17 protein-coding genes are annotated in these 23415 nt (G+C 68.8%); 14 read left to right on the top strand and 3 right to left on the bottom strand.

The genetic code is table 11. The features are described 5' to 3' along the window. Window positions 1-6 precede the first annotated feature (6 nt). From KZ820_RS06230 to KZ820_RS06215, 4 genes are all read left to right on the top strand, one after another. Window positions 7-846: an AraC family transcriptional regulator gene (locus tag KZ820_RS06230; protein ID WP_308462140.1), complete on the top strand. Its 840-nt coding sequence runs from the start codon at window positions 7-9 to the stop codon at window positions 844-846. A 127-nt stretch (window positions 847-973) separates the two neighbouring features. Further along, window positions 974-1936 (top strand): alpha/beta hydrolase, encoded by a 963-nt coding sequence (locus tag KZ820_RS06225; RefSeq protein ID WP_219747702.1) that lies wholly within the window; start codon window positions 974-976, stop codon window positions 1934-1936. Beyond that, window positions 1933-2517, top strand: a complete 585-nt coding sequence (locus tag KZ820_RS06220) for an FMN-binding negative transcriptional regulator (RefSeq protein WP_219747701.1) — start codon at window positions 1933-1935, stop codon at window positions 2515-2517. Before KZ820_RS06225 ends, KZ820_RS06220 begins: the two co-directional genes overlap by 4 nt. A 36-nt stretch (window positions 2518-2553) precedes the next feature. Continuing rightward, window positions 2554-3804, top strand: a complete 1251-nt coding sequence (locus KZ820_RS06215) for a dicarboxylate/amino acid:cation symporter (protein ID WP_308462139.1) — start codon at window positions 2554-2556, stop codon at window positions 3802-3804. 253 nt (window positions 3805-4057) lie between these two features. Here KZ820_RS06215 and KZ820_RS06210 read toward each other — a convergent pair whose 3' ends face one another. After that, window positions 4058-5842: a hypothetical protein gene (locus KZ820_RS06210; RefSeq protein WP_219747700.1), complete on the bottom strand. Its 1785-nt coding sequence runs from the start codon at window positions 5840-5842 to the stop codon at window positions 4058-4060. Between the two features lie 234 nt (window positions 5843-6076). On the opposite strand from KZ820_RS06210, the gene KZ820_RS06205 reads away from it, so the two are divergent. Both KZ820_RS06205 and KZ820_RS06200 read left to right on the top strand, forming a co-directional pair. After that, the gene (locus tag KZ820_RS06205; protein WP_219747699.1) at window positions 6077-7921 is read left to right on the top strand and encodes a toll/interleukin-1 receptor domain-containing protein; all 1845 of its coding nucleotides are present in this window, start codon (window positions 6077-6079) and stop codon (window positions 7919-7921) included. 82 nt (window positions 7922-8003) lie between these two features. Then, entirely contained in the window at window positions 8004-9050 is a 1047-nt protein-coding gene (locus tag KZ820_RS06200) for a PEP-CTERM sorting domain-containing protein (protein ID WP_219747698.1), read from the top strand. A gap of 105 nt (window positions 9051-9155) precedes the next feature. Here the strand turns inward: KZ820_RS06200 and KZ820_RS06195 are convergent, their stop codons facing one another. Beyond that, entirely contained in the window at window positions 9156-9992 is an 837-nt protein-coding gene (locus tag KZ820_RS06195; RefSeq protein ID WP_219747697.1) for a helix-turn-helix transcriptional regulator, read from the bottom strand. 96 nt (window positions 9993-10088) lie between these two features. Here KZ820_RS06195 and KZ820_RS06190 point away from each other — a divergent pair, with 96 nt between their 5' ends. The 3 genes from KZ820_RS06190 to KZ820_RS06180 all read left to right on the top strand — a co-directional run bounded on the left by KZ820_RS06190 (window position 10089) and on the right by KZ820_RS06180 (window position 16128). Beyond that, window positions 10089-10991: an SDR family oxidoreductase gene (locus tag KZ820_RS06190; RefSeq protein WP_219747696.1), complete on the top strand. Its 903-nt coding sequence runs from the start codon at window positions 10089-10091 to the stop codon at window positions 10989-10991. A gap of 336 nt (window positions 10992-11327) precedes the next feature. Continuing rightward, complete coding sequence (locus KZ820_RS06185) at window positions 11328-14336, top strand: TonB-dependent receptor (protein ID WP_308462138.1); 3009 nt, start codon at window positions 11328-11330, stop codon at window positions 14334-14336. Continuing rightward, window positions 14272-16128: a GH35 family beta-galactosidase gene (locus KZ820_RS06180; RefSeq protein ID WP_258047753.1), complete on the top strand. Its 1857-nt coding sequence runs from the start codon at window positions 14272-14274 to the stop codon at window positions 16126-16128. The genes KZ820_RS06185 and KZ820_RS06180 overlap by 65 nt, the downstream gene beginning before the upstream one ends. An 83-nt stretch (window positions 16129-16211) precedes the next feature. On the opposite strand, the gene KZ820_RS06175 is transcribed toward KZ820_RS06180, so the two are convergent. Then, window positions 16212-16994 carry a FadR/GntR family transcriptional regulator gene (locus KZ820_RS06175; RefSeq protein WP_219747694.1) on the bottom strand — a complete coding sequence of 261 codons (783 nt, stop codon included), beginning with the start codon at window positions 16992-16994 and terminating at the stop codon, window positions 16212-16214. A gap of 881 nt (window positions 16995-17875) precedes the next feature. Here KZ820_RS06175 and KZ820_RS06170 point away from each other — a divergent pair. The 5 genes from KZ820_RS06170 (at window position 17876) to kdpC (ending at window position 23327) form a co-directional block, all read left to right on the top strand. Next, entirely contained in the window at window positions 17876-18754 is an 879-nt protein-coding gene (locus tag KZ820_RS06170) for a TorF family putative porin (RefSeq protein ID WP_219747693.1), read from the top strand. Between the two features lie 110 nt (window positions 18755-18864). Further along, the gene (gene kdpF / locus KZ820_RS06165; RefSeq protein WP_219747692.1) at window positions 18865-18954 is read left to right on the top strand and encodes a K(+)-transporting ATPase subunit F; all 90 of its coding nucleotides are present in this window, start codon (window positions 18865-18867) and stop codon (window positions 18952-18954) included. A 13-nt stretch (window positions 18955-18967) separates the two neighbouring features. Next, entirely contained in the window at window positions 18968-20671 is a 1704-nt protein-coding gene (gene kdpA / locus KZ820_RS06160; RefSeq protein WP_219747691.1) for a potassium-transporting ATPase subunit KdpA, read from the top strand. An 11-nt stretch (window positions 20672-20682) separates the two neighbouring features. Then, window positions 20683-22716, top strand: coding sequence for a potassium-transporting ATPase subunit KdpB (gene kdpB / locus KZ820_RS06155; protein ID WP_219747690.1), 2034 nt, complete (start codon window positions 20683-20685; stop codon window positions 22714-22716). A gap of 11 nt (window positions 22717-22727) precedes the next feature. Further along, the gene (gene kdpC / locus KZ820_RS06150; RefSeq protein ID WP_219747689.1) at window positions 22728-23327 is read left to right on the top strand and encodes a potassium-transporting ATPase subunit KdpC; all 600 of its coding nucleotides are present in this window, start codon (window positions 22728-22730) and stop codon (window positions 23325-23327) included. The last annotated feature ends 88 nt before the right edge of the window (window positions 23328-23415 follow it).

Below are 23415 nucleotides of genomic sequence, written 5' to 3'. Positions count from 1 at the left end.
GGCGGAGTGGCCGCCATCGCCGCGGGCCCGCGCCGCGGCCTTGTCCCGCCGCGGCGCGCGTGGCAGCTTCGCGACGATGGACCACACAGCATCGTGACCGGGCCGAACGGCCGTGCGGCGTTGCCGGTGCGCGGGCTCACCGACGAATATGGCGTCGGCTTCGTCGACCCGATGCACGCGCACGACTGGATCCAGGTGCTGTACGCCTGCTCGGGCGTGATGTCGGTGGAGACGCCGTCGACCAGCTTCGTCGTGCCGCCGCAGCGTGCCTTGTGGCTACCGGCGGGGCAGCGCCACGAGGTGTCGTGCCGCGGCCCGGTGTCGTTGCGCACGCTCTACGTCGACCCGGCGCTCTACCCCGATCCGCCGCCGTGCCGCGTGATCGAGGTGAGCGACTTTCTCAAGGCGCTGATTCTCAAGGTCGTGTCCTTCGGCGCCGACTATGACGCGGACGGCCATGCCGGGCGCATCGTCGCGGTGCTGCTCGACGAGATCGCCGCCATGCCGCTGGCGCCCTATGGCGCGGTGATGCCCGCCGACGCGCGCCTGCTGCGCGTCTGCCGCGCGATCCTCGCCCAGCCGGCGGACGACCGCGACGTCGACGACTGGGCGCGTGTCGCTGGCATGGGGCGGCGCACCTTCACGCGCGCGTTCAAGCGCGAGACCGGGATGGGACTGGCGGTGTGGCGGCAGCAGGTTCGGCTGATGGAGGCGCTGTCGCTGATGGCGGCGGGGCGCTCGGTCACGACGATCGCGTTCGACGTCGGCTATGACAGCCCCAGCGCCTTCACCGCGATGTTCCGCCGCGCCTATGGCGTACCGCCCAGCCTCTACGCGCTGCCGTGACGCGGCCCGCGCGCGCGCATGATCGGCCCGCGCGGATAGGGGCGGGACGGGTGAAGCCGTGCGAGAGCGGCGCGCGGGAACACGACAGCGCGACGGGCCGTCAGCGCCCGCGCGAGGAGCAGGACGCATGACTTCCACCCAAGAGGCGCACGACGACGTCGACCCCGACATTCGCCGCTTCGTCGTGGCGCTGAACCACGGCTACGGGCAATTCTCAGACTTCGCCGCGCTGCCGCTGCCCGAGCGCCGCGCCGCCGCGGAGGTGGTGCGCGCGCCGTGGCGTGCCGGCGGGCCGGCGATGGCCGAGACGCGCGACGGCACGCTCGCCGGCTGCCGCGCGCGGTTCCATTACCCGGGCACGAGCCGGACGCCGCGGTCGGCGCTGCTGTACGTGCACGGCGGCGGCTGGACGATGTTCAGCATCGACACGCATGATCGTCTGATGCGCGAATATGCCGCGCGCGCCGGCGTCGTGGTCGTCGGGATCGACTACAGCCTGTCGCCCGAGGCGCGCTTCCCGGTCGCGCTCGACGAGGTCGTCGCGGCCTATCGCCAGCTGCGGGGCGAAGCGGCCGCGCACGGCATCGCCGCGGAGCGGATCGCGGTGGGCGGCGACTCCGCCGGCGCCAATCTCGCGGTGGCGATGAGCCTGCGGCTGCGCGCGCTGGGCGAGCCGCTGCCCGCCGCGCTGCTGCTCAATTACGGCGCCTTCGATCCGGCACCGACGCCGAGCTACGCGCGCTACGACGGCCCCGCCTATATGCTGACGATCGCGGAGATGGACCAGTTCTGGCGCGACTATGCCGGCGAGCCCGCGACGCTCGACGACCCTTTGGTGGTCCCCGCGCGCGCCGACCTGACCGGCCTGCCGCCCGCCTTCGTGACGATCCCCGAGTGCGACATCCTCGCCGACGCCAACCGCGCCATGGCGGAGCGGCTCCATGCCGCCGGCGTCGCGGTCGAGGCGTGCATCTATCCCGGCGCGACGCACAGCTTCCTCGAGGCGGTGTCGGTCTCGCCGCTGTCCGACGCGGCGTTCGAGGACGCCGCGCGCTGGCTCGCGGCGGTGCTGGGGCACGCGCCGGCGTGAGCTTCGTCCCGCTCTCGCCGGCCGAGATCGGCGCGCTGATCCGCGACCACCCGCTCGCCTGGGTGGTGTCGGGCGATCGCGACGCCACGCTGCTCCCGCTCATCGCCGAGTGCAGCGCGGACGGCACGCCGGTGGCGCTGGTCGGCCATTATCCCCGTCGCAACCCGCAGCTCGCCGCATTCGAGCGCGACCCGCAGGCGCTCATCCTTTTCCGCGGGCCCGAGGGCTATGTCTCGCCGCGACTGGTGTCGAACCCGACCTGGGGCGCGACCTGGAACTATGCCGCACTGCGGATCACCGCCACGCTCGCCTTCGTGCCGGAGGAGACCGAGGACGCGCTGCGCCGCCTCGCCGCGCAGCTCGAGCCCGCCGGAGGGTGGCGACCCGAGCAGATGGGCGCGCGCTTCGACGAGCTCGCGCGCCACGTCGTCGCCTTCCGCGCGCGGATCGTCTCGTGCGAGCCGCAGTTCAAGCTGGGCCAGGACGAGCGCGCGGCGACCTTCGCCGAGATCGTCGCCGGGCACGGTGACGCGGTGCTGGTCGCGGCCATGCGGAGGAACCGACCCGACGATGCGAACTGACCGCGCTCTTGCCCCGTCGAACGCGACCGCGCCGACGTGCTGAGCGGCCCCTCGGCACGAATCCTCGCCGGGCTGGTGCTGGGGCTGGTCGCGGGTGCGCTGCTGGCGGGCAGCGCGGCGGCGCCCGTCGTCGCCGGTGTGGCCAAGCCGGTCGGCGGCTTGTGGCTCGACTCGCTCACGATGACGGTGGTGCCGCTGGTCTTCTCGCTGCTCGTCACCGGGGTGATGCGCGCCGCCGAGCAGGCCGCGGGCGGGCGGCTCGCCGCGCGCGCGCTCGGCTGGTTCGCGGTGTTGCTGCTCGTCGCGGCCTCGGTCGGCGCCGCGGCCACCGCGCTGCTGCTCCAGCTCGCGCCACTGCCCGCGGCCGCGGCGGCGCTGCCCGCGGCGGTGAGCGGCCCCGGCCCGGCGGTACCCGCCGCGTCCGACTGGCTCGGCAGCATCGTGCCGACCAACCCTGTGCGCGCCGCGGCCGAGAGCGCGATGGTGCCGCTGGTCGTCTTCGCGCTGCTGTTCGGCCTCGCCGCCAACGGGATCGAACCAGGGCCCCGCGCCGCGCTAGTGCAAGTGTTCACCGGCGTGGCACAGACGATGCTGCGGATCGTCGGCTGGGTGCTGTGGGTGGCGCCGCTCGGCGTCTTCGCCCTCGCGATCGGGGTCGGGCTGGTGCTCGGCGGGGGCGCGGCGGGCGTGCTGGCGCATTATGTCGCGGTGATCGTCGGCGCCGCGCTCGCCTCGATCGCGCTCGCCTATGTCGCGGCGGCGCTGCTCGGCCGGATCAGCCCGCTCGCCTTCGCGCGCGCCGCACTGCCGGCCCAGGTGATCGCGGTGAGCACGCAGTCCTCGCTCGCCTCGCTGCCCGCGATGGTGGCGGCGGCGCCCGCGCTGCGCGTGCGCGACGAGGCCGCGGGCGTGGTGCTGCCGCTCGCGGTGTCGCTGTTCCGCGCCACCACCGCGGCGGCCAATGTCGCGGTGGCGACCAATCTCGCCGCGGTGCACGGCGTCGCGCTCGGCCCGGCGACGCTGGGGCTGGGCGCGGTGGTCGCGGCGACGGTGAGCGTGGCCGCTGTGGGGCTACCTGCGCAGGTGTCGTTCTTCGCGGTGATCGCGCCGGTCTGCCTCGCCATGGGCGTGCCCGTGACGCTGCTGCCGCTGCTGCTGGCGATCGAGACGGTGCCCGACATCTTCCGTACGCTCGGCAACGTCACCGCCGACCTGGCCGTGCTGCGCATCGCTGGCGCGCGCCACCCCGGCCGGGATCGCCGCACGAGACCATCGCCCGAAGTCTGAGAGCGATAGGATACTAGCCACGCCAGCCACCTCGATCCTAGTGCACCTCGAGCGACGCAAATGAGCGGGTGGGGCGATGTCAAACCTACAAGTAGCGCCGTTCAGCGGTGCTGGCCGAGTGGCAGGCAGTCGCCAGCTGACTCGCCGCGCATGAAGGCCGGAGTGCCTGGCGTCGGGACGAGTTCGCGTCAGACTGGCAGCGCCCGGATGAGCTATCGACGTCCGCCCTCGTCTGGCGATGGCTGCGGTGCAGCTAGGGAAGCTCCAGTTGTCGGCGCTCATAGGCCTGCCGCCAGTCGCTGAGATCCGCCAGCATCGTCGCGGCGGCTCCTTCGACAAGGTCGACGACGCGCGGCAGGTCGTCGCCATTGGCTTCGAGCGCGTCGACGTAGCGCGCCAGATCGGCCGCGGTAGCACTGGAGCGCGCCGCGCTGGCGCCGAAATCGCCCTGCACGCGGATGCCGAAGATCGCAGCGCCCAGTGCCGGCAGCCCGGCCGAGAGGGCGACGAACACGCCCGCGTTCGCGCGCACCCACGCGTGCGCCGCGACATAGCCGACCAGGAACACCAGGCAGCTCAGCAGCGAGGCGAGGAACAGCCACATGCCGATCCGATGTAGCCGATGGTCGAGCAGGTGGAGCTGGTGCGCCGCGGCGCGGTGATAGGCGAGCTGCGGGCACAGCTCCTCCTCGGCGATGAAGGCGGCCACCGCGCGCCGGTCGCTGAGGCAGCCGCTCGCGCACCCGCTCGCGCGCCACACCGCGGCGGCGTACCAGTCAAGCCAGCGCGGCTCGCGCTCGGCGCCGGGGCGCACCGCGGGGCGACCGACGCCGAGCAGCTTGAGACTGCGCATCGGCCGCAATCGCTCGGCGAGCTGGCGATAATCGAGCCATCGCCGATGCCACTCGCGCGCGATGCCGACGCGCGTGTTGAGCACGAACCCCGCCACCGCGGCGAGCTCGCACAGCGCCAGCCAAAACTTCAGTTCCTTGAACAGCAGCCCGGAGAGCGCCAGCAGCACCGCCGCGGCGCCGAGCAGGAAGTTGAGCACGTGCCCGCTGCGATAGCTCTGTGCGAAATGCTGCGCGAGCCGGTCGCTCCAGCCATAGGCCGCCTCGATCGAGTCCAGTCGCGGCCGCACGCCGTGCGCGCCGTCGCGGCAGAAGGTGCGGAAGCGCTCCCACTCGCGCCGCGTGTCGGCATCATAGGGTCCGCTGCGGAAGGTGGCGCGGCGCAGGCGCTTGATTCCCAGCACCGCGAGAAGCGCCGGATATTCGACGCGCGCGCGCACCCGCCGCTCGGTCTCGCCGAGGAACCGGTCTAGGCAGGCGCGCTCGACCGGTGCGGCGGGCGGCGCGAGCAGCTGCACCACCAGCGCGTCGGCCGCGGCGGGATCGAACGTGCGCGCGGGCATCTGATCGAAGGAATCGGGGTTGGCGAGCGGGTCGTAACCGGCCCAGCGGATCACCGTCGCACCGCCGTCGAGCGGCACGTGGATCACCGGAAGCCCCTGGCGCAGCGCACGCGCGACGAGGTCGGCGGTGCCGCCGATGCCGCGCCCGGGCGCGCCGTCCCACAGCGCCACCAGCACGTCGCTGTGCGCCAGCACCGCGCGCCCCGCCAGCGCATAGCTCGCCGGCCGCCCCGCGGGCAGTGCGGGCAACTCGAGCGCGCATCCCGCGCGATCCAGCAGTGCGTCGAACGCATTGTCGCTGGCGTTGTCGGTGAAGTCGCGGCGATAGTCGTCGCGCGGCAGTGGCAGCACCGCCTCGACGCGATAGCCCGCCGCGAGCGCGAGCTCCGCGGCGAGCTGGTCGGCGCCCTCCGCCAGCGGGGTGACGAAGCGGAGCGACGGTGGCGCGTCGGCGAAATAGCGCGCCTCGGCGGCATGGATCCGCGCCGCCGCCTCGGCCAGCGCCACCAGCGCCTCGCGCAGACGAGGCGCGGCGCGCTCGGCCGCGGCAGCGTCCAGCAGCGGCGGGCGGTGCCCGGTGATCCCGACCGCCAATCCGAAGCCGGGGCGCGGCGGGTGACTCACGACTGAACCTCGCCCACTGACATCTGATCTCGGCCCCCCGACCGCGCGTCTCGCACCTCCTGCTACGAGGCTTCGGGGCGCCGGGGCAAGCGCCTTGCGACGATCCCGTTAACCATCGCATTGCCAGCCCTCGCGCGCTCTGCCACGCTCGCCCGTGCGGGAGAGGACCGGGCGCGGGGCGCGGCGGCATCGGGCACCCCCCGCTATCCGATCGAGCTACGGCGTGGGGGGCCGATGCGTCAGTACGCCGCGTTCATCAGTTACAGCCACGCCGACACCGCGACGGTGCGCTGGCTGCACCACCGGATCGAAACCTATCGCCTGCCGCGCGCACTGGTCGGCACCGACTCGACGTTCGGCCCGGTGCCGCGGCGATTGCCACCTGTGTTCCGGGACCGCGACGAGCTGCCCGCGAGCGGCGACCTCGGCCAGGAGCTGCGCGCCGCGCTGGTCGCCGCGCGCTGCCTGATCGTAGTGTGCAGCCCGCACGCGGCGCGGTCGCGCTGGGTCAACGAGGAAGTTCTCAGCTTCAAGCGGCTCCACGGCGAGGGCCGCGTTCTGGCACTGATCGTCGCCGGCGAGCCCGGCGATCCGGACGACGAATGCTTTCCGCCGGCGCTGCGCTGGCGGATCGGCGCCGACGGCGAACTCGGCGACGTACCCGCCGAGCCGATCGCGGCGGACGTCCGCCCGGGCAAGGACGGCCGCCGGCTCGCCGCGCTAAAGCTGATCGCCGCGCTCGCGGACGTTCGGCTCGACTCGCTGGTGCGTCGCGACGTCTCCCGGCGCCAGCGCCGGCTGATGTGGATCACCGCCGCCTCGGTGGCGGTGGCGCTCGTCACCGTCGGGCTGGCGGTCTATGCCGAGGGCCAGCGACGCGTCGCCGAGCGTCAGCGTCGTCTCGCCGACCGCAGCCTCGAGTTCCTCATCGGCACCTTCAACATCGCCAACCCGGCGACCGAGAACCCGCGCACGATCACCGCGCTGACGGTGCTGACCCGCGCGAGCCGCAGCGCGCGCGCCGAGCTGGCCGACGAGCCCGCTGTCGGCGCGCGGCTGCTGCGCGCCACCGGCGAGATCTACGCCAATCTCGGCCTGCCACGCGAGGCGGAGCGCGATCTGCGCGCGGCGCTGGCGCGGCTGCCGGCGCGCGGCGAGCAGCGCGCGCTCGTCGAGCTCGGCCTCTCGCGCGTCGCTTATGAGCGTGGCGACGCCCGGGGCGCGCGTCGCGCGCTCGACGCCGCGGCGGCGGCGGTGGATCGACGCGCGCGCTACGCCCCCAGCGTCGAGGCGGCAGCGGCGGGGGCGCGCGGGCAGGCCAAGGTGCTGGGCGGCGACTATGCCGGCGCGGAGCGGGACCTTGCCGAGGCGGCGCGGCGGCGCGGCACGCTCGACGGTGACCAGCGCGAGGCGCTCGGCGGCGTGTGGATGAACCAGGCTATCGCGTTGGTGCGGCTGCACCGCTACGCCGAGGCGGATCCGCTCTTCTCGCGCGCGGTCGCGACTTATGCCGCCAAGTTCGGCGTTGCCCATGTGCTTACGGCGCGCGCGTTGCAGAACCGCGCCTTCGCCGACTTCGAGAGCGGCCGGGTCGCGGTGGCGGAGCGCCGCATGGCGCAGGTGCTGCGGATATACGACCGCGTGCTCGAGCGCGACCATCCAGCGGTCGCCGACGCGCTGGTGCTGATGGGCCGCATCCGTATCGCGGAACGCGACGGACCGGGGGCGCTGACTGTGCTCGATCGCGCCGCGGCAATCTACACCCGTCTCTATGGTCCGACTGCATCTTCAGTCGGCGATGCGCACTTCTACGCCGCCGAAGCCGAGGCCGCGGCGGGCGATATCGATGCCGCGCTGCGCCACGTCGCCGCGACCCAGTCGATCTACGACGCGACCTATGCCGCGACCGATCCCGATCAGGTCGAGGTGCGCCTGCTGCGCGCGCGCGTGCTCGCGGCGGGTCGGCGCGCTGCCATGGCCGCGGCCGCCTGCGACGACGCGCTCGCGTTGCAGCGTCGCATCGATCCTACCGGCGCGGCCCTCGCGACCGTGCGCGCCGGCTGCGCCGCGAACAAATAAATCCACGAAACAGCAAGTTTTTACCTATCGGCGGCGCGCGAGCCCCTTAACGTCTTAACCATCAAACGCGGGGGGTGTCGCGATGAACAGGGGAAGAGTGTTCGCGGTCGCCGCGGCGGCGGGGCTGTTGGCAACGGCGCTGCCGGCGCGGGCGGCGCTGATCGAGACGGTCACGGTAAGCAACGGCCTCGGCTACGCCTTCGGCCTGGACGGGTCGCTGCCGGGGCGCAATCCTGGCGGCACGCGCGAGCAGATCTTCACCGGCCAGCGTTCGCCGACCCAGTCCGACCTCGGCGTCGACCTCGTGGGCGAGGCGGGCTCTGGCAGCTTCTTCTTCCTGCACAACGATTATTGTGTCGGCGGCTGCTCGATCGCGTCGAGCACGGTGATCACCTTCAGCGTCACCAACACCGGGCCAAACGCGGTCGACCTGCGCTTCGACTCGCTGATCACGCCGGGGCATCTCGCTATTGTCGACGGCGCGCCGGCGCGTGGCGGCTTCGAGTTCAGCGTGATCCAGCGCACGCGCGGGCAGCAGGACAACGTGCTGTACTCGGCCTATGGCAACGTCAACGATGAGGAACTGAGGGTCGGCGACGACAAATTCAACAGCGATCCCTTCCTTGGCCAGACCTTCACCGACTTCGGTTACGGCCGCGTGCTCGACTGGAGCACCACGCCGCTCAACCTCGAGCTCGGCTCGCTCGCCGCGGGCGCGACAACCGAGGTGGAATATAACGCCTCCTACTTCGTGACTGCCTTCGGCGAGTGCGGCGACATCAACAGCTGCAACGGGTTGCAGGTCGTGTTCGGTGACCCGCGGCGCAACGGCAGCGTGTCGAGCCTCGCGCGCGGGCTCGCGAGCGATGATGCGGTGACGCTGATCAACCGCGAGTATGACGCGGTGGAGGTGCCCTATGCCTTCAACCTCTCGGGCAGCCCTTACCCCAAGCTGCCGCCGGCGCAGGGGCCGGTGACGTATGACGGCGGCTATGATCCGCTGAAGCTCGGCGCGGTGCCCGAGCCGGGAACGTGGATGAGCCTGATCGTGGGTATGGGGCTCATCGGCATGATGCTGCGCCGCGCGCGTGCGGCGTCGACGCTCAGGCGATCCGGTGCGACAGCTTAAATGCCTGTCTCTCCACGATAAATCAAATTGCCGAAGTTGAGAGCGGGTAAGATCGCCCGGGCGTCCGCTACTGGGTCGAGAGACACCTCGCGCGTACCTGTTGGATCAACCATCGTGCGCGTCCAGCAGCACGCGCAGTCGTTCGGCATCTTCGGGTGACGCGGGATTATAGATGATCATCACCAGCTCCGGCCTGCCTTCGACAGCGAAAGAGGAGAACTCCATCGCGAGCGGCCCTGCATCGGGGTGGTAAATCCGCTTAACGCCTTCCCCGTGAGCGATCACGTCGTTGTCCTGCCACAGGGCTGCAAACTCGGGGCTGATCCCGCATAGCTCACCCACCAGCTTCGTGACCTCCGCGCTGGCACTCGCGCCGGCCCGCGCCACGTCGGCGCGAAAGGCGCCGACGACGAAGCGAGCGATGCGTTCCCAGTCTTCATTCCGCCTGCGAACATGGTCGCTGCCGAACATCAGGCGGAGAATGTTGCGCCCCTCACGCGGCAGCTTCGCGTAATCGGTCAGCAGCACCGCCGCCGCACGATTCCAGCCCACGACATCCCACATCGCCGTTTTGATGATGGCCGGGCTCGACACCATTCCGTCCAGCACGCGCTGCAGCCGGGGAGTGATGCCGTCAACCGCCTGATAGCGCGCTTCGGGCAGTCGCCCGAGGCCCAGCATGTACAGGTGCTCGCGCTCCGGCTCCGTCAGCATCAGCCCCTTGGCGATGCGGTCGAGCACGTCCGCCGACGGCGCGCCGCCGCGGCCCTGTTCCAGCCACGTGTACCACGTCGGGCTGATATTGGCTCGGCTCGCCACCTCCTCACGCCGGAGGCCAGGCGTGCGGCGCCGACCGCCGCCGAACCCGAGAGCCGCCGGATCGAGACGGGTGCGACGATCGCGCAGATACGTACCGAGCTGGTTGGGTGCCTCACTGGCCACGGTCGATCCTGTTGAAGCTTATACCCCGATAAGCTCACTACTTTAACAGGTTTCGGCTGGCCGCGATATGCCGTTCTGACAAGACGGAGACCCATCATGCGTGTGTTCCTGACCGGTGCGACCGGCTTCATCGGCTCGCACATCATTCCCGAACTGCTCTCCCGCGGCCATCGGGTGCTCGGCCTGACGCGTTCCGACGCGGGCGCCCGTCAGCTTGAAGCGGCCGGTGTCGACGTCCACCGCGGCGACCTCGACGCGCCCGCGACGCTCGTAAGTGGCGCGCAGGCGAGCGATGCGGTGATCCACTGCGCGTTCGACCACAACTTCGAGCGGTTCTTCGAGAACACCAAGAAGGATGAGCGCAACATCGCCGCCATGGGTGAGGCGTTGGCCGGCACGCAGAAGCCCATCCTGATCACCTCGGGCGTCGGTATCGGCACTCCGCTCCACGGAGGTCCGGCGACCGAGGACGTGCTCAACCCTCGCCACGCCAATCCGCGCATTGCGACCGAGCTCGCTGGCGCGGCGTTGATCGCGCAGCGCATCGACGTACGCACCATCCGCTTGCCGCAGGTGCACGACACCACCAAGGCCGGGCTGATCACGCCGTTGATCGCCGAGGCGCGCCGCGCCGGCGCAATTGCGTATCTCGGCGAAGGACAGTCGCGCTGGTCGGCGGCGCACGTCAGCGATGTGGCGAAGCTCTACGCCCTGGCACTGGAGAAGGGCGAGCCAGGTGCGCGTTACCATGCATCGGCGGAGGAGGGCGTCACCGCCCGCGCCATCGCCGAGGCGATCGGTACGGGCACCGGGCTGCCGGTCCGATCGGTCGGGGCAGATGAAGTGGAACACTATTTCGGCTGGATGGCGCCCTTCGCCGGCCTCGACATGACCGCGTCGAACGCATGGACCTGCGCGCGGCTTGGGTGGGAGCCGAGCGGCCCCGATCTCCTAACGGACCTCGCCGGAATGGATCATGCGGCGATCACCGCCGGCTGATCGATCGCCGTTGCTCGCTGGCTGATCGGATCGTGAGGTCGGCCAGCAACGGCGCCGGACGCGTGAAGCCGCGTCCCGACCCGCTCCCAGATGAACAGGCGGCTATCCCGGAAGACGCGATAGACACCCCTCGCACCTCCGAGCGACCTGCACCGATCGCAGGATCGAACACGTGACTGACATCTATATGGAGTGATGGCAGAAAACTGTCAGGCCAGAGCTCTTCACCGGCTTGACGACCTCAGCTTCTCGGCCTACCAATTCGATGATAGCGCTAACGGCGCTGCGCAGCCCGCCGGATCGAAGCGGGCGTCACAACATCGGAGGAGAGGCCTGGTGTCCGTACGACGTCGCCACAACAATCGCTTGGCACTGCTGGTCGCTGCCGCTGGAATTGCCCTTATCGCTGCCGAGGCGCAGGCGCAGGACGCCGGAGCATCGGGACCTGGCGGTCAGCAGCCTTCTCCGGCGACCCAGGTGGATACCGCCGCCAACCCGGACGCGCAGGTGCCGCAGGGTGCGGTGCAGAGCGTCGAGCAGACCACCGAGACGGGCCAACCGAGCGCCGACATCGTCGTCACCGGGATCCGCGCCTCTTTGCAAAGCGCGACGAACGCCAAACGCAACTCGGTCGCATTCGGCGACTCGATCTTCGCCGAGGACATCGGCAAGCTTCCCGCCACCAATCTCGCCGAGACGCTCAACCGCATACCAGGCGTGCGCCTCAACCGCGACATCAGCGGCGAGGGCACGCAGGTCTCGATCCGCGGTCTCGGTCCCAGCTTCTCCAAGGTGCTGCTCAACGGCACTCAGTTCGCCGTGGCGTCGGACGGCGGCACCAATGGCTCCGGCGGCGGCAACCGCGAGGTGGACCTCGACTTCTTCCCTTCCGAGCTGTTCACCCGGCTCGACGTCGCCAAGACGCCGACCGCCTCGACCCTGGAGGGCGGCATCGCCGGCACGGTCAACCTGCGCAACGCGCGGCCGTTCGACAAGCCGGGCACGCATATCACCGTGGTCGCGCAGGGTGCCTATACCGACAGCAACGACAAGGTCGGGCCGCGCGGCGCGCTGGTCGCCAGCCACACCTTCGGCGACACGTTCGGCGTGCTGCTCGGCGTCGCGGGCGTCCGCCAGAAGACCCGTGTCGACGGTTACGACACGGTAGGCTTCACCGACGCGAACCTCGCCTGCGGCACCGGGTGCAACGTCTCGCCGCCCGAGAGCAACGGCTTCAGCTTCGCCTCGATCACACCCGCCAACGTCGGCCATGGGTTGGTCGCTGGCACGCCGGTGGACCTCGCGGCGACTTCGGGGCTGTCGCTGTCGCAGCTCTCCAAGGCGATCATCCCGCGGCTCGGCCGGCCGGTGCTGACCGAGGGCACCCGCGAGCGCATCTCGGTGGTCGGCGCGGTCGAGTGGCGCCCCTCGGACGCGCTGCACTTCGCACTCGACGGGATCTGGGCGCGGTCGAAGCGCGATTACCTGCGCTCGAACATGAACTGGCAGGTCCGCAACTCGGGGCCGGGCACGTCGCCGCAGTCGACCGGCGGCATGGTGCCGTTCGACATCGAGGTCGATTCGAACAACGTGGTCACCTCGGGCGTGTTCGCCAACTCGTCTTTCTTCTCCGAGAACAGCATCTTCAACCAGGACACCAAGTTCTGGAACGTGACGCCGAGCGCGTCGTGGAAGCCGAGCGAGACGGTGAAGGTCGACCTGTCGGCCAACTTCGGCAAGAGCACCTTCTTCCGGGAGCAGCCGACCTTCGCGTTCCAGACCGCGCCCAACTCTGGCGTCGAGGTGACTTACGACAACACCAACGGCAACCCACAGCCGACAATCGCCGCCAACGTCGACCTGGGCGACCCGAACCTCGGCTGGCAATGGTATCGCGTCAACGTCCAGAACGTGCGTCGCGAGACCGAGACGCGCGGCGCACACCTGGACGTCTATGTCGGCGACGACGCGCTCAACGTGAAGTTCGGCGCGGCCTATGACCAGGCCAAGCGCAGCGTCCGCGCCTATGACAACACCAACCCGTTCCAGCTGTCCGTGTGCGGCAGCCCGTGCACCGGCAACACCGGCAGCGTCCCCACCAGCGCGATCCCGCAATATCTGATGCGCACCTCGGCGACGAACTTCGGCCATCTGTCGCGCGGCACGTTCGGCGTCACGAGCTTCATCGTCCCCGACCTCGATCGCCTGAAGGAGGTGACCAACTATGCGCAGTTCCGCGATACCGCGCCGGAGACCCGCGGAGCGGTGACCGGCGGATCGACGGGTGACATCGACGAGAAGGTCTACGGCGGCTACGCCGAGATCAACGGCACGTCCGAGTTGTTCGGCCGCGAGCTTCGCGCGAACGCGGGCTTCCGCTACACCTACACCAAGCAGCACGTCGTCGGTCCCAGCCAGATCGGCACCGCCATCGTCGATATCGTCGCGGACTCGGATTACGAGGAAGTGCTGCCGTCGGCGAATCTCAGCTACGACGTGCTCGACAATCTAAAGTTGCGCTTCGCCGTGTCCAAGTCGCTGACGCGGCCTGACGCGGGCTCGATCCTTCCCGGCGTCACCTTCTCCGACCCGAGCGCGCAGATCGCCACGGCGGGCAACCCCGCGCTCCAGCCCTACACGTCCGACAACATCGATGTCGGTGGCGAGTTCTACACGGGCGGCGCCGGCTACATCGGCGTGGCGCTCTTCCGTAAGAGCATCAACGGCTTCACCGCCACCATCCAGCAGGCGACTCCCTTCTCCGAGCTCAACATCCCGGTGGACGCACTGCAGGCGACGCAGCGCCAGGCGCTGCTCGACCGTGCCGCCGCCTCGGGCGTGGCGGTTTCCGCGGTGCCGATCACGGTCAACCTGCCGGTCAACCTCAACAACCTCGTGATCAAGGGTATTGAGGGGACGTGGAATCAGCCGCTCGACTTCCTGTTCAAGGGGCTCGGCTTCCAGGCGAACGGCACGCACATCACGCAGAAGTCCGACAGCGGGCTCGTCGCCGCGGGCGTCCCGCGCTGGCAGTACAATCTGCAGGGCTATTACGAGAACTATGGCCTTTCACTGAGCCTCAACTACGTCTGGCAGGGCGGAGTGATCGCGGCCAACGCGCCGCAGAACAACCTCCCGCTTGGCCTGCTGGCGGACGCGCGCGGCCAGCTCGACCTGTCGGCCGGCTATCAGTTGCCCTTCATGAACAAGGCAGTGCGGCTCACACTCGACATGCTGAACCTCACCAATGCGCCGATCCGGACGACCTTCGGCTACGACAATGCCACGTACAACGTCTACTATCCGGGGCGGCAAGTCCTGTTCGGCCTGCGCGCCAGCTTCTGATCGACTCCGGCACGTCTCGACTCCTTCTCCGAGATGTGTCGATGCTAGGTCGGTCTCCTACGAGGGACCGACCCTTTTCTCACGCTACAAGCCTCAAGGAGCTGCGATGTCCAGCCTCTTAGCCGCTACCCGTCTGTTCTCGGCTGGGATCGTCCTGCTCGCCAGCACGGCCGCACAGGCGCAGTCCGCGGGCGCACCGCACCTTGAGCGGCGCGGTGAGGCGACGCAGCTGATCGTCGATGGCAATCCGTTCCTCGTGCTGGGCGGCGAACTCCATAACTCCAGCAGTAGCGACCTCGCCTATATGGCGCCGATCTGGCCAAAGCTGAAGGGAATGAACCTCAATACGGTGCTCGCCCCGATCGCGTGGGAGACGATCGAGCCGCAGGAAGGCCGCTTCGACTTCAGCAATGTCGATGGCTTGCTGAAGGGCGCGCGCGCCCAGAACCTCCGGCTGGTGCTTCTCTGGTTCGGGGCGTGGAAGAACACCTATTCCAGCTACGTGCCCGCGTGGGTGAAGCGCGATCAGACGCGGTTCCCGCGCGCTGAGACCAGCGACGGTCGGGGAACCGAACGGCTGTCGCCATTCTCGACCAGCACGCGCGACGCGGATGCGCGCGCCTTCACCGCGCTGATGCGACACCTGCGCGCGGTGGACGAGGTGCAGCACACGATATTGATGGTGCAGGTCGAGAACGAGGTCGGCGTCATACCGGAATCGCGCGATCATTCGGCGCCCGCTGACGCTGCGCTGGCCGCGCCGGTGCCCGAGCCGCTGCTACGCTACCTTGCCGCGAACCGTTCCACGCTTCACCCGACGCTGCGCACCGCCTGGGAGGCCGCCGGAGCGCGCACCGCGGGGACGTGGCGCGAGGTGTTCGGTGATGCGGCGATGACGGACTCGCTGTTCATGTCATGGGCCTATGCAACCTATATCGAGGGCGTCACCGCAGCGGGGAAGGCGCAGTACCGGCTCCCCATGTTCACCAATGCGGCGCTGATCCGGCCCAATTACGAGCCCGGCCAATATAACTCGGGCGGCCCGCTCCCGTACGCCATCGATATCTACAAGGCGGGCGCGCCGTCGCTCGACTTTCTCGCGCCCGACATCTATTTCGAGGACTACGCCAACTGGGCGTCGCAGTACGCGCGCTCTGACAATCCGTTGTTCGTGCCGGAGGCGCGCGGCGGCCCGGTCGGGGCGGCCAACGCGCTCTACAGCCTCGGTACGCTCCGCGCCGTCGGTTTCTCGCCCTTCGGCATCGACGGTGAGGGCGTGGTGCTGCAGGGGGACGCGAGTATCGGGCTCAGTGCAGCAGGCGAGGGCGATCCGGCGATGACAGCGCTCTACGGCCAGCTTGCCCCTCTCGCTCCTCTGATCCTGCAGAAGCAGGTAGAAGGTGGGCTCACGACCGTGCTGATGGAAGGCGGCGCGCAGCGCGCCGGACGCGGACGCATCGGCGACTATGTGGTCAACATGACGCGCGCCGGCGGACCGAAGGGTGATGTCGACCAGACCAGTCGCGTCGCGGCGATGTTCCTGCAGACCACCTCGGATGAGTTCCTGGTCGTCGGCAGCGGCGATGCGCAGCTCAGTTTCACCACAGATCGCCCCGGCGAGCCGATCGTCGGCATCGAGAGCATCGATGAGCAATACCTTCGCGACGGCGGGATGGTCGCCGGGCGGCGACTGAACGGGGACGAGACGGGGCAAGGGCAATCACTGCGGTTGTTCTCGAAGGACGCCGGCGACAGGAAGATCTACCGAGTCCGGCTCTACCGCTACCGCTAGCACCTGGACGAGCCGCGCGGGGCGTCGCCAGCGTCAGATCAGCGCGGACCGACGGATCGTTGACAAGGCGGAACGTCGCGCCGTCACTCGGCGGGCTCGGACACTCCTGCGCGCCGCGCGAAGACGTGCCGCCGCTCGTCCATCTTGAGCCTCGTGCGCTCGCGTGCGTCGTGCTCCGTTGCTCGATAGAGGCTCTCGGTGACGCGCGTCAGGTGAGCCCGCATCGCCTGGCGAGCCCCTTCCGGGTCTCGGGCCTGTAGTGCGGCGAGGATTCGCCGATGATCCTCGACCGGCGGCTGGATGCCGATCTGTTTGGCAAGCGAGAAGAGGTAGGCGCAAAGCGGGGAGCTGTACCTCTTGTCCCAGAGAGTCTGCACGACGCTCACGATCGCTTCATTGCGGGTTGCGCGAGCCAGCGTCAGGTGAAAATCCCGGTCTGCGCGTTCCCGGATCGATTGATCTAATTCATCCTCTGCCATCTGCGATAGCAAGTCCTCGAGTTCGGTCAGCTCGGCTTGCTCGATTGTCCCAGCCGCCAAAGCCGCGGCCTCCCCTTCGAAGAGCCGCCGTGCCTCGGTGACCTCGAAAGGGCCGACGTTGTCCGCCAGATTGGATTCAACTTCTTCGGGCTCGGTGGCGATGACGTAAACGCCCGCTCTGTGGCGCATCTCAACCAGGCCTCGTAACTCAAGAACAATAGTGGCCTCGCGGATCGTTGGTCGACTGACCCCATATGCATCCGCGATCTCACGCTCAGACGGCAGCCGACTGTTCACCGGATAGTGCCCCAGTCTGATCGACTGCTGCAGACGCCTTGCTACATGCATGTAGAGTCTCTCGGGTGCATCCTTGGACCGATCAGTCATCAGCGTCGTTTCGTCCTATCCACTGCGCGGCGTGGGTCACGGTCCGAACACCACTCGCACCATCATCGTTAGATTGCATGCTCTACCATGGTGTCAGACATTCCCAAACGCGATCGAGCTCGAAGGCTCGCTAGGTCGCGCGAGGAGCGGAGACGTCCCTGCCACCGAGCAAGGAAGCGCGGCCGTCGCGAGCGCCTCTCGCACCATGCTGCCGGCCGGCGAAGGTAAAAGGTCGAGATCATGTGCGGGAAGCACCTGCCGATGCCGGCACCCTCTTGTCACCAAGATAGGAGCAGCAGCTCCTGCCAATCTAGTCGATCAGACACCACTGCAAACCCTCAGGCGCTGTGAGCACGGGATGAAGGAACGATCGAAGTTGGGAGCTGGGGAGGGCGCGTTGGACGACCGGTTGTTGGGCAAAGGTATGAGCGCGCAGGTGCAGACGGCAAACCCTTAGGACTTCAGTGGCCTTACTCTGAGGGTCCAGCCAGAAGATGAATGTCAGACGGACCTGCTTTGTCGCGCATCCGACACAGCTTCGTCGCTGTTGGATGTCGTTGTCAGGGAAACCACGATCAGAAGGCGGTCTCGCCGAGGATATCGGCGCCGATCAAACGAGTCCGATGCGGGCTAAGCTCGACATCACGGCTACAACCGTGTCTTTCTCATCGACGCGTAGGCGATGCTCAACGAACCCCTGGCGGATACATACGGTCGGTCGTGCACCGGCGGTCGCCGGCAGGCAGCACCGATAGTGTCAGCTATATGCCGACTATACGGTCTTGCTCATTATCGATCTCGAATTGCTACGATCGGTGCGCCTAATCGGCGATCCTTGAAGGCACCGTCACGTGATGGTGCCCCTTCGAGGGGTAACAAGAATGAAGTTCGTCTTCGCGGCCTCGCTCGCTGCCGTTCTCGGCATGCCGATCGCCGCGCATGCGCAGTCGACGGTCGAGGACAAGATCGAGTCGACCGAGACTGCCGCTCCTGCGTCACCGGTCACGGTCAGCGGTTCTGCCGCCATCGCGTCCGACTATCGCTTCCGCGGCGTGTCGCAGTCCGATCAGGAGATGGCGGTGCAGGGCGGCATCACCGTCTCGCACGAGAGCGGACTTTATGTCGGCACCTGGGCGTCGAACCTGGCGGGCTGGGGCACGTTCGGCGGCGCCAACATGGAGCTGGACCTGATCGGCGGCTACAAGGCAAAGCTGGCGGACAACGCCACGCTCGACGTCGGGCTGACCTGGTACATGTACCCCGGCGGCGCCGACAAGACCGACTTCGCCGAGCCCTATGCCAAGCTGAGCGGCACCGCCGGCGCGGCGACGCTGACCGCCGGCGCGGCCTATGCGCCCAAGCAGCAGGCGATCGGGCGCTGGTACCGCACCGGCGCCGACGCCGCGGCGGGCGTCTACACCGCCCCCGGCGCCAAGGACGACAACCTCTACCTGTGGGGCGACGGCGCGCTGGCGCTCGCGGGCACGCCGCTCACCGCCAAAGCGCATATCGGCCATAGCTGGGGTCAGGACGGTCTCGGCCCCAACGCCACCGCGGTGGCGCCGACCGGGGCGTACTGGGACTGGTCGCTCGGCGCCGACGCCACGTACAAGAATGTGCTCTTCAACGTGAGCTACATCGATACCGACATCTCGGATCGTGCGGCGAGCTACCTTCGGCCGAGCTTCAGCAAGGGCCAGGACGGCACCGGCAACATCGCCGGCAGCACCGTCGTGGTCTCGCTGACCGCCGCCTTCTGACGCGGAGTTGATGTGATGCAGGACCTGCTCTGGGTCGCGATCATGGTCGGGCTGGTGGCGCTAACGCTCGCCTATGTCCGCCTGTGCGACAACGCCTGAGGAGACGCGACATGACGCTCGACCTCTGGCTGGCCGCGCCCACCGCGCTCGGCCTCCTCGTCTACCTGGTGGCGGTGCTCATCCGCCCCGAACGCTTCTGAAGGAGGCGGTCCCATGACACTCCAGGGCTGGTTCCTGATCCTCCTGTTCGTCGGCATCCTGCTGGCGCTCACCAAGCCGATCGGCATGTGGATGTTCGCGCTCTACGAGGGGCGGCGCACGCCGCTGCACGTCGTGCTCGGCCCGGTCGAGCGCGGCTTCTATGCGCTCGCGGGCATTGACCCGAAGGAGGAGCAGGGATGGCGGCGCTACGCGCTCCACATGCTGCTCTTCAACGTCGCGCTGATGCTGTTCACCTATGCCGTGCTGCGCTTACAGGCGGTGCTGCCGCTCAACCCGCAAGGGCTGGGCGCGGTGAGCGAGCATCTGTCGTTCAACACCGCGATCAGCTTCACCGCCAACACCAACTGGCAGAGCTACGGCGGCGAGAGCACCATGTCGAACCTCAGCCAGATGCTGGGGCTGACGATCCATAACTTTCTCTCCGCGGCGACGGGCATCGCGCTCGCCTTCGCCTTGTTCCGCGGCTTCGCGCGACGCGAGACCAAGACGATCGGCAACTTCTGGGCCGATGTCACCCGCATCACGCTCTACCTGCTGCTGCCGCTCTGCGTCGCGCTCGCGCTCTTCTACATCGCCAGCGGCGTGCCGCAGACGCTCGCCGGCGTCGTCGACGTGCAGACGCTGGAGGGCGCGCGCCAATCGATCCTGCTCGGCCCGGTGGCCAGCCAGGAAGCGATCAAGATGCTCGGTACCAACGGCGGCGGCTTCTTCAACGCCAATTCGGCGCACCCGTTCGAGAACCCGACCGCGCTGACCAACTTCGTGCAGATGCTGTCGATCTTCCTGCTCGGCATCGGGCTGACTTGGACTTTCGGCAGGGCGGTGGGCAACACGCGCCAGGGCTGGGCGATCCTGGCGGCGATGTTGATCCTGTTCCTCGCCGGCGTGAGCGTGACCTATGCCGCCGAGGCTGCGGGTAACCCCGTGCTGCACCAGCTCGGCGTCGGGGGCGGCAACATGGAGGGCAAGGAGGCGCGCTTCGGCATCGCCGCCTCGGCGCTGTTCTCGGTGGTGACCACCGCGGCCTCGTGCGGCGCGGTCAACGCCATGCACGACAGCTTCACCGCGCTGGGTGGGATGATCCCGCTGTTCAACATGCAGCTCGGCGAAGTCGTCGTCGGCGGCGTCGGCGCCGGCATCTACGGCTTCCTGCTGTTCGCGATCCTGGCGGTGTTCGTCGCCGGGCTGATGGTCGGGCGCACACCCGAGTACGTCGGCAAGAAGATCGAGAGCCGCGAGGTGAAGCTCGCGGTGCTGGCGATCGCGGTGCTGCCGCTCGTCATCCTCGGGCTCACGGCTTTGTCGTCGGTGCTGCAGCAAGGGCTGGCGGGGCCGCTCAACAAGGGGCCGCACGGCTTCTCCGAGATCCTCTACGCCTTCACCAGTGCGGTGGCGAACAACGGCTCCGCCTTCGCCGGTCTCACCGCCAATACCCCCTACTACAACGGGTTGTTGGGGGTAGCGATGTGGGTCGGCCGCTTCTTCATCATCGTGCCGATGCTCGCCATCGCGGGCAGCCTCGCCGCCAAGAAGTACACGCCGGAGAGCGCGGGCTCTTTCCCGACTACCGGCGCGCTGTGGGTCGGGCTGCTCGTCGGCATCATCCTGATCCTGGGCGGCCTCACCTTCCTGCCGAGCCTCGCGCTCGGTCCGATCGCCGATCATCTCGCGATGATCCGCGGCCAGCTGTTCTAACGGGGGCCAATATGGCGAAAACCCAGACCAAGAGCCTGTTCACGGCCGACCTCGTCGTAGCCGCGATCAAGGCAAGCTTCCTCAAGCTCAATCCCAAGGAGCTGGTCCGCAACCCGGTCATGTTCGTGACCGCGTGTGTGGCGGCGCTGCTGACGATCACGATCAACATGGGCGGCGACGGGCTGACGCTCGCCTTCAAGGCGCAGCTCGTCGTGTGGCTGTGGCTGACGGTGCTGTTCGGCACCTTCGCCGAGGCACTGGCGGAGGGGCGCGGCAAGGCGCAGGCGGCGAGCCTCCGCGCCACCAAGGCCGAGCTCACCGCCAAGCGGCTGAAAGGTGACGGTCGCCAGTATGAGAGCGTCGCCGCCAGCCAGCTCAAGGTCGGCGACATCGTGCTGGTCGAGACGGGCGACCTGATCCCCTCGGACGGCGACGTCGTCTCCGGCGTCGCCTCGGTCAACGAGGCCGCGATCACGGGCGAGAGCGCGCCGGTGATCCGCGAGGCGGGCGGCGACCGCTCGGCGGTGACCGCTGGCACGCGCGTCATCTCCGACGAGATCCGCGTCAAGGTCACGGTGGAGCCGGGCAAAGGCTTCCTCGATCGCATGATCGCTTTGGTCGAGGGGGCCGAGCGGCAGAAGACCCCCAATGAGGTGGCGCTCACCGTGCTGCTCGTCGGGCTGACGATCATCTTCCTGATCGCGGTCGCGACGATCCCGGGCTTCGCCGCTTATACCGGCGGCAGCATCCCGGTGGCGATCCTCGCCGCGCTGCTCATCACGCTGATCCCGACCACGATCGCGGCGCTGCTGTCGGCGATCGGCATCGCTGGCATGGACCGGCTCGTACGCTTCAACGTGCTAGCCAAGTCGGGCCGGGCGGTCGAGGCGGCGGGCGACATCGACGTGCTGCTGCTCGACAAGACCGGCACGATCACGATCGGCGACCGCCAGGCAAGCGAGTTCCGCTCAGTCGGCGGCGTGAGTGATGCCGAGCTCGCCGAAGCAGCGCTGCTCGCAAGCCTCGCCGACGAGACCCCCGAGGGCCGCTCGATTGTGGTGCTCGCGCGCGACAAGTTCGACTCGCGGCGACCGATGCCGCAGGGCGCCGAGATCATCCCCTTCACCGCGCAGACGCGCGTCTCCGGCATCAAGACCGGTGACACGCTGATCCAGAAGGGTGCGGTCGACTCGATCCTCAAGGCGAATGCCGGAGCAGGCGAGACCGCCGCGGCGACCGAGCTGCGCCGCATCACCGATGAAATCTCGCGGGCTGGCGGTACGCCGCTTGCAGTCGCCAAGAACGGCCGCCTGCTCGGCGCGATATTCCTCAAGGACGTGGTCAAGGCCGGCATCCGCGAGCGCTTCGGCGAGCTGCGTACCATGGGCATTCGCACCGTGATGATCACCGGCGACAACCCGCTCACCGCCGCGGCGATCGCGGCCGAGGCGGGGGTGGACGACTTCCTCGCCCAGGCGACGCCCGAGGACAAATTGGCGCTGATCCGCCAGGAGCAGACCGGCGGCAAGCTCGTGGCGATGTGCGGTGACGGCACCAACGATGCGCCCGCACTGGCGCAGGCCGACGTCGGGGTGGCGATGAACACCGGCACGCAGGCGGCGCGCGAGGCGGGCAACATGGTCGACCTCGACAGCGATCCGACCAAGCTGATCGAGGTCGTCGGGCTCGGCAAGCAATTGCTGATGACGCGCGGCGCGCTCACCACCTTCTCGGTGGCGAACGACGTGGCGAAATATTTCGCGATCATCCCGGCGATGTTCGTCGCGCTCTATCCGGGCCTCGGCGTGCTCAACGTGATGGGGCTCGCGACCCCGCAGTCGGCGATCCTCAGCGCGATCATCTTCAACGCGCTGATCATCCCGCTGCTGGTGCCGCTGGCGCTCAGGGGCGTGACGTACAAGCCGATGGCGGCCGGCCCGCTGCTGGCGCGCAACCTTGCGGTCTATGGCCTCGGCGGCCTGCTCGCCCCGTTCGTCGGCATCAAGCTCATCGACCTCGTCGTCGGTGGCCTCGGCCTCGCCTAAGGAGATAGAAGATGGGCAAGGACTTCTCTTCCGCACTGCGCCCGGCGATCGTCATGACCGTCCTGTTCGCAGCCCTCCTTGGTATCGCCTATCCGCTCGCCATGACGGGCATCGGACAAGCGATCTTCCCGAGCCAGGCCAACGGCAGCCTCGTGCGGGACACGCGCGGCATCGTGATCGGCTCGACCGTCGTGGGTCAGGCGTTCACGACCGAGCGCTACTTCCAGACCCGCCCGTCGGCTGCCGGCAAGGGCTATGACGGGTTGTCGTCCTCCGGCTCCAACCTCGGACCGGCGAGCCAGGCGCTCGTCGACCGGGTCAAGGCTGACGTCGCGAGGCGGCAGGGGGAGGGTGTCTCGGGCCCGCTCCCGGGCGATCTGGTCACCGCAAGCGGCTCGGGGCTCGATCCTGATCTGTCACCGGCGAGCGCGCTGGCGCAGGCGCCACGGATCGCGCGCGTGCGAGGTGTGTCGGTTGATCGGGTGCGCAATCTGGTCGTCAAGCTGTCCGAGGGCTCCGTTCTCGGCGAGGAGCATGTCAACGTCCTCGCGCTCAACCAGGCACTCGACGCGCTGCCGCGCACCGCGGCAGCGGACACGCCGTTGCGCTGATGTTGGCCGGGGCTGGCGAGTGACCGGATCCCGCCGCCCTCCTGCGCCAGGCAGCGCAGGAGGGAAGGGGACGGCTCCCGATTACTCG

The organism is Sphingomonas citri (assembly GCF_019429485.1).
Classification (GTDB): Bacteria; Pseudomonadota; Alphaproteobacteria; order Sphingomonadales; family Sphingomonadaceae; genus Sphingomonas; species Sphingomonas citri.
This window is presented reverse-complemented; position numbering and strand designations above follow the sequence as displayed.

What these genes read in the sequence shown, in the direction of transcription:
- KZ820_RS06225 (WP_219747702.1), top strand. Translation starts at nt 974, where the DNA reads ATGACTTCCACCCAAGAGGCGCACGACGACGTCGACCCCGACATTCGC.
- KZ820_RS06205 (WP_219747699.1), top strand. Translation starts at nt 6,077, where the DNA reads ATGCGTCAGTACGCCGCGTTCATCAGTTACAGCCACGCCGACACCGCG.
- KZ820_RS06200 (WP_219747698.1), top strand. Translation starts at nt 8,004, where the DNA reads ATGAACAGGGGAAGAGTGTTCGCGGTCGCCGCGGCGGCGGGGCTGTTG.
- KZ820_RS06190 (WP_219747696.1), top strand. Translation starts at nt 10,089, where the DNA reads ATGCGTGTGTTCCTGACCGGTGCGACCGGCTTCATCGGCTCGCACATC.
- KZ820_RS06180 (WP_258047753.1), top strand. Translation starts at nt 14,272, where the DNA reads ATGCCACGTACAACGTCTACTATCCGGGGCGGCAAGTCCTGTTCGGCC.
- KZ820_RS06175 (WP_219747694.1), bottom strand. Translation starts at nt 16,994, where the DNA reads ATGACTGATCGGTCCAAGGATGCACCCGAGAGACTCTACATGCATGTA.
- KZ820_RS06170 (WP_219747693.1), top strand. Translation starts at nt 17,876, where the DNA reads ATGAAGTTCGTCTTCGCGGCCTCGCTCGCTGCCGTTCTCGGCATGCCG.
- kdpF (WP_219747692.1), top strand. Translation starts at nt 18,865, where the DNA reads ATGACGCTCGACCTCTGGCTGGCCGCGCCCACCGCGCTCGGCCTCCTC.
- kdpA (WP_219747691.1), top strand. Translation starts at nt 18,968, where the DNA reads ATGACACTCCAGGGCTGGTTCCTGATCCTCCTGTTCGTCGGCATCCTG.
- kdpB (WP_219747690.1), top strand. Translation starts at nt 20,683, where the DNA reads ATGGCGAAAACCCAGACCAAGAGCCTGTTCACGGCCGACCTCGTCGTA.
- kdpC (WP_219747689.1), top strand. Translation starts at nt 22,728, where the DNA reads ATGGGCAAGGACTTCTCTTCCGCACTGCGCCCGGCGATCGTCATGACC.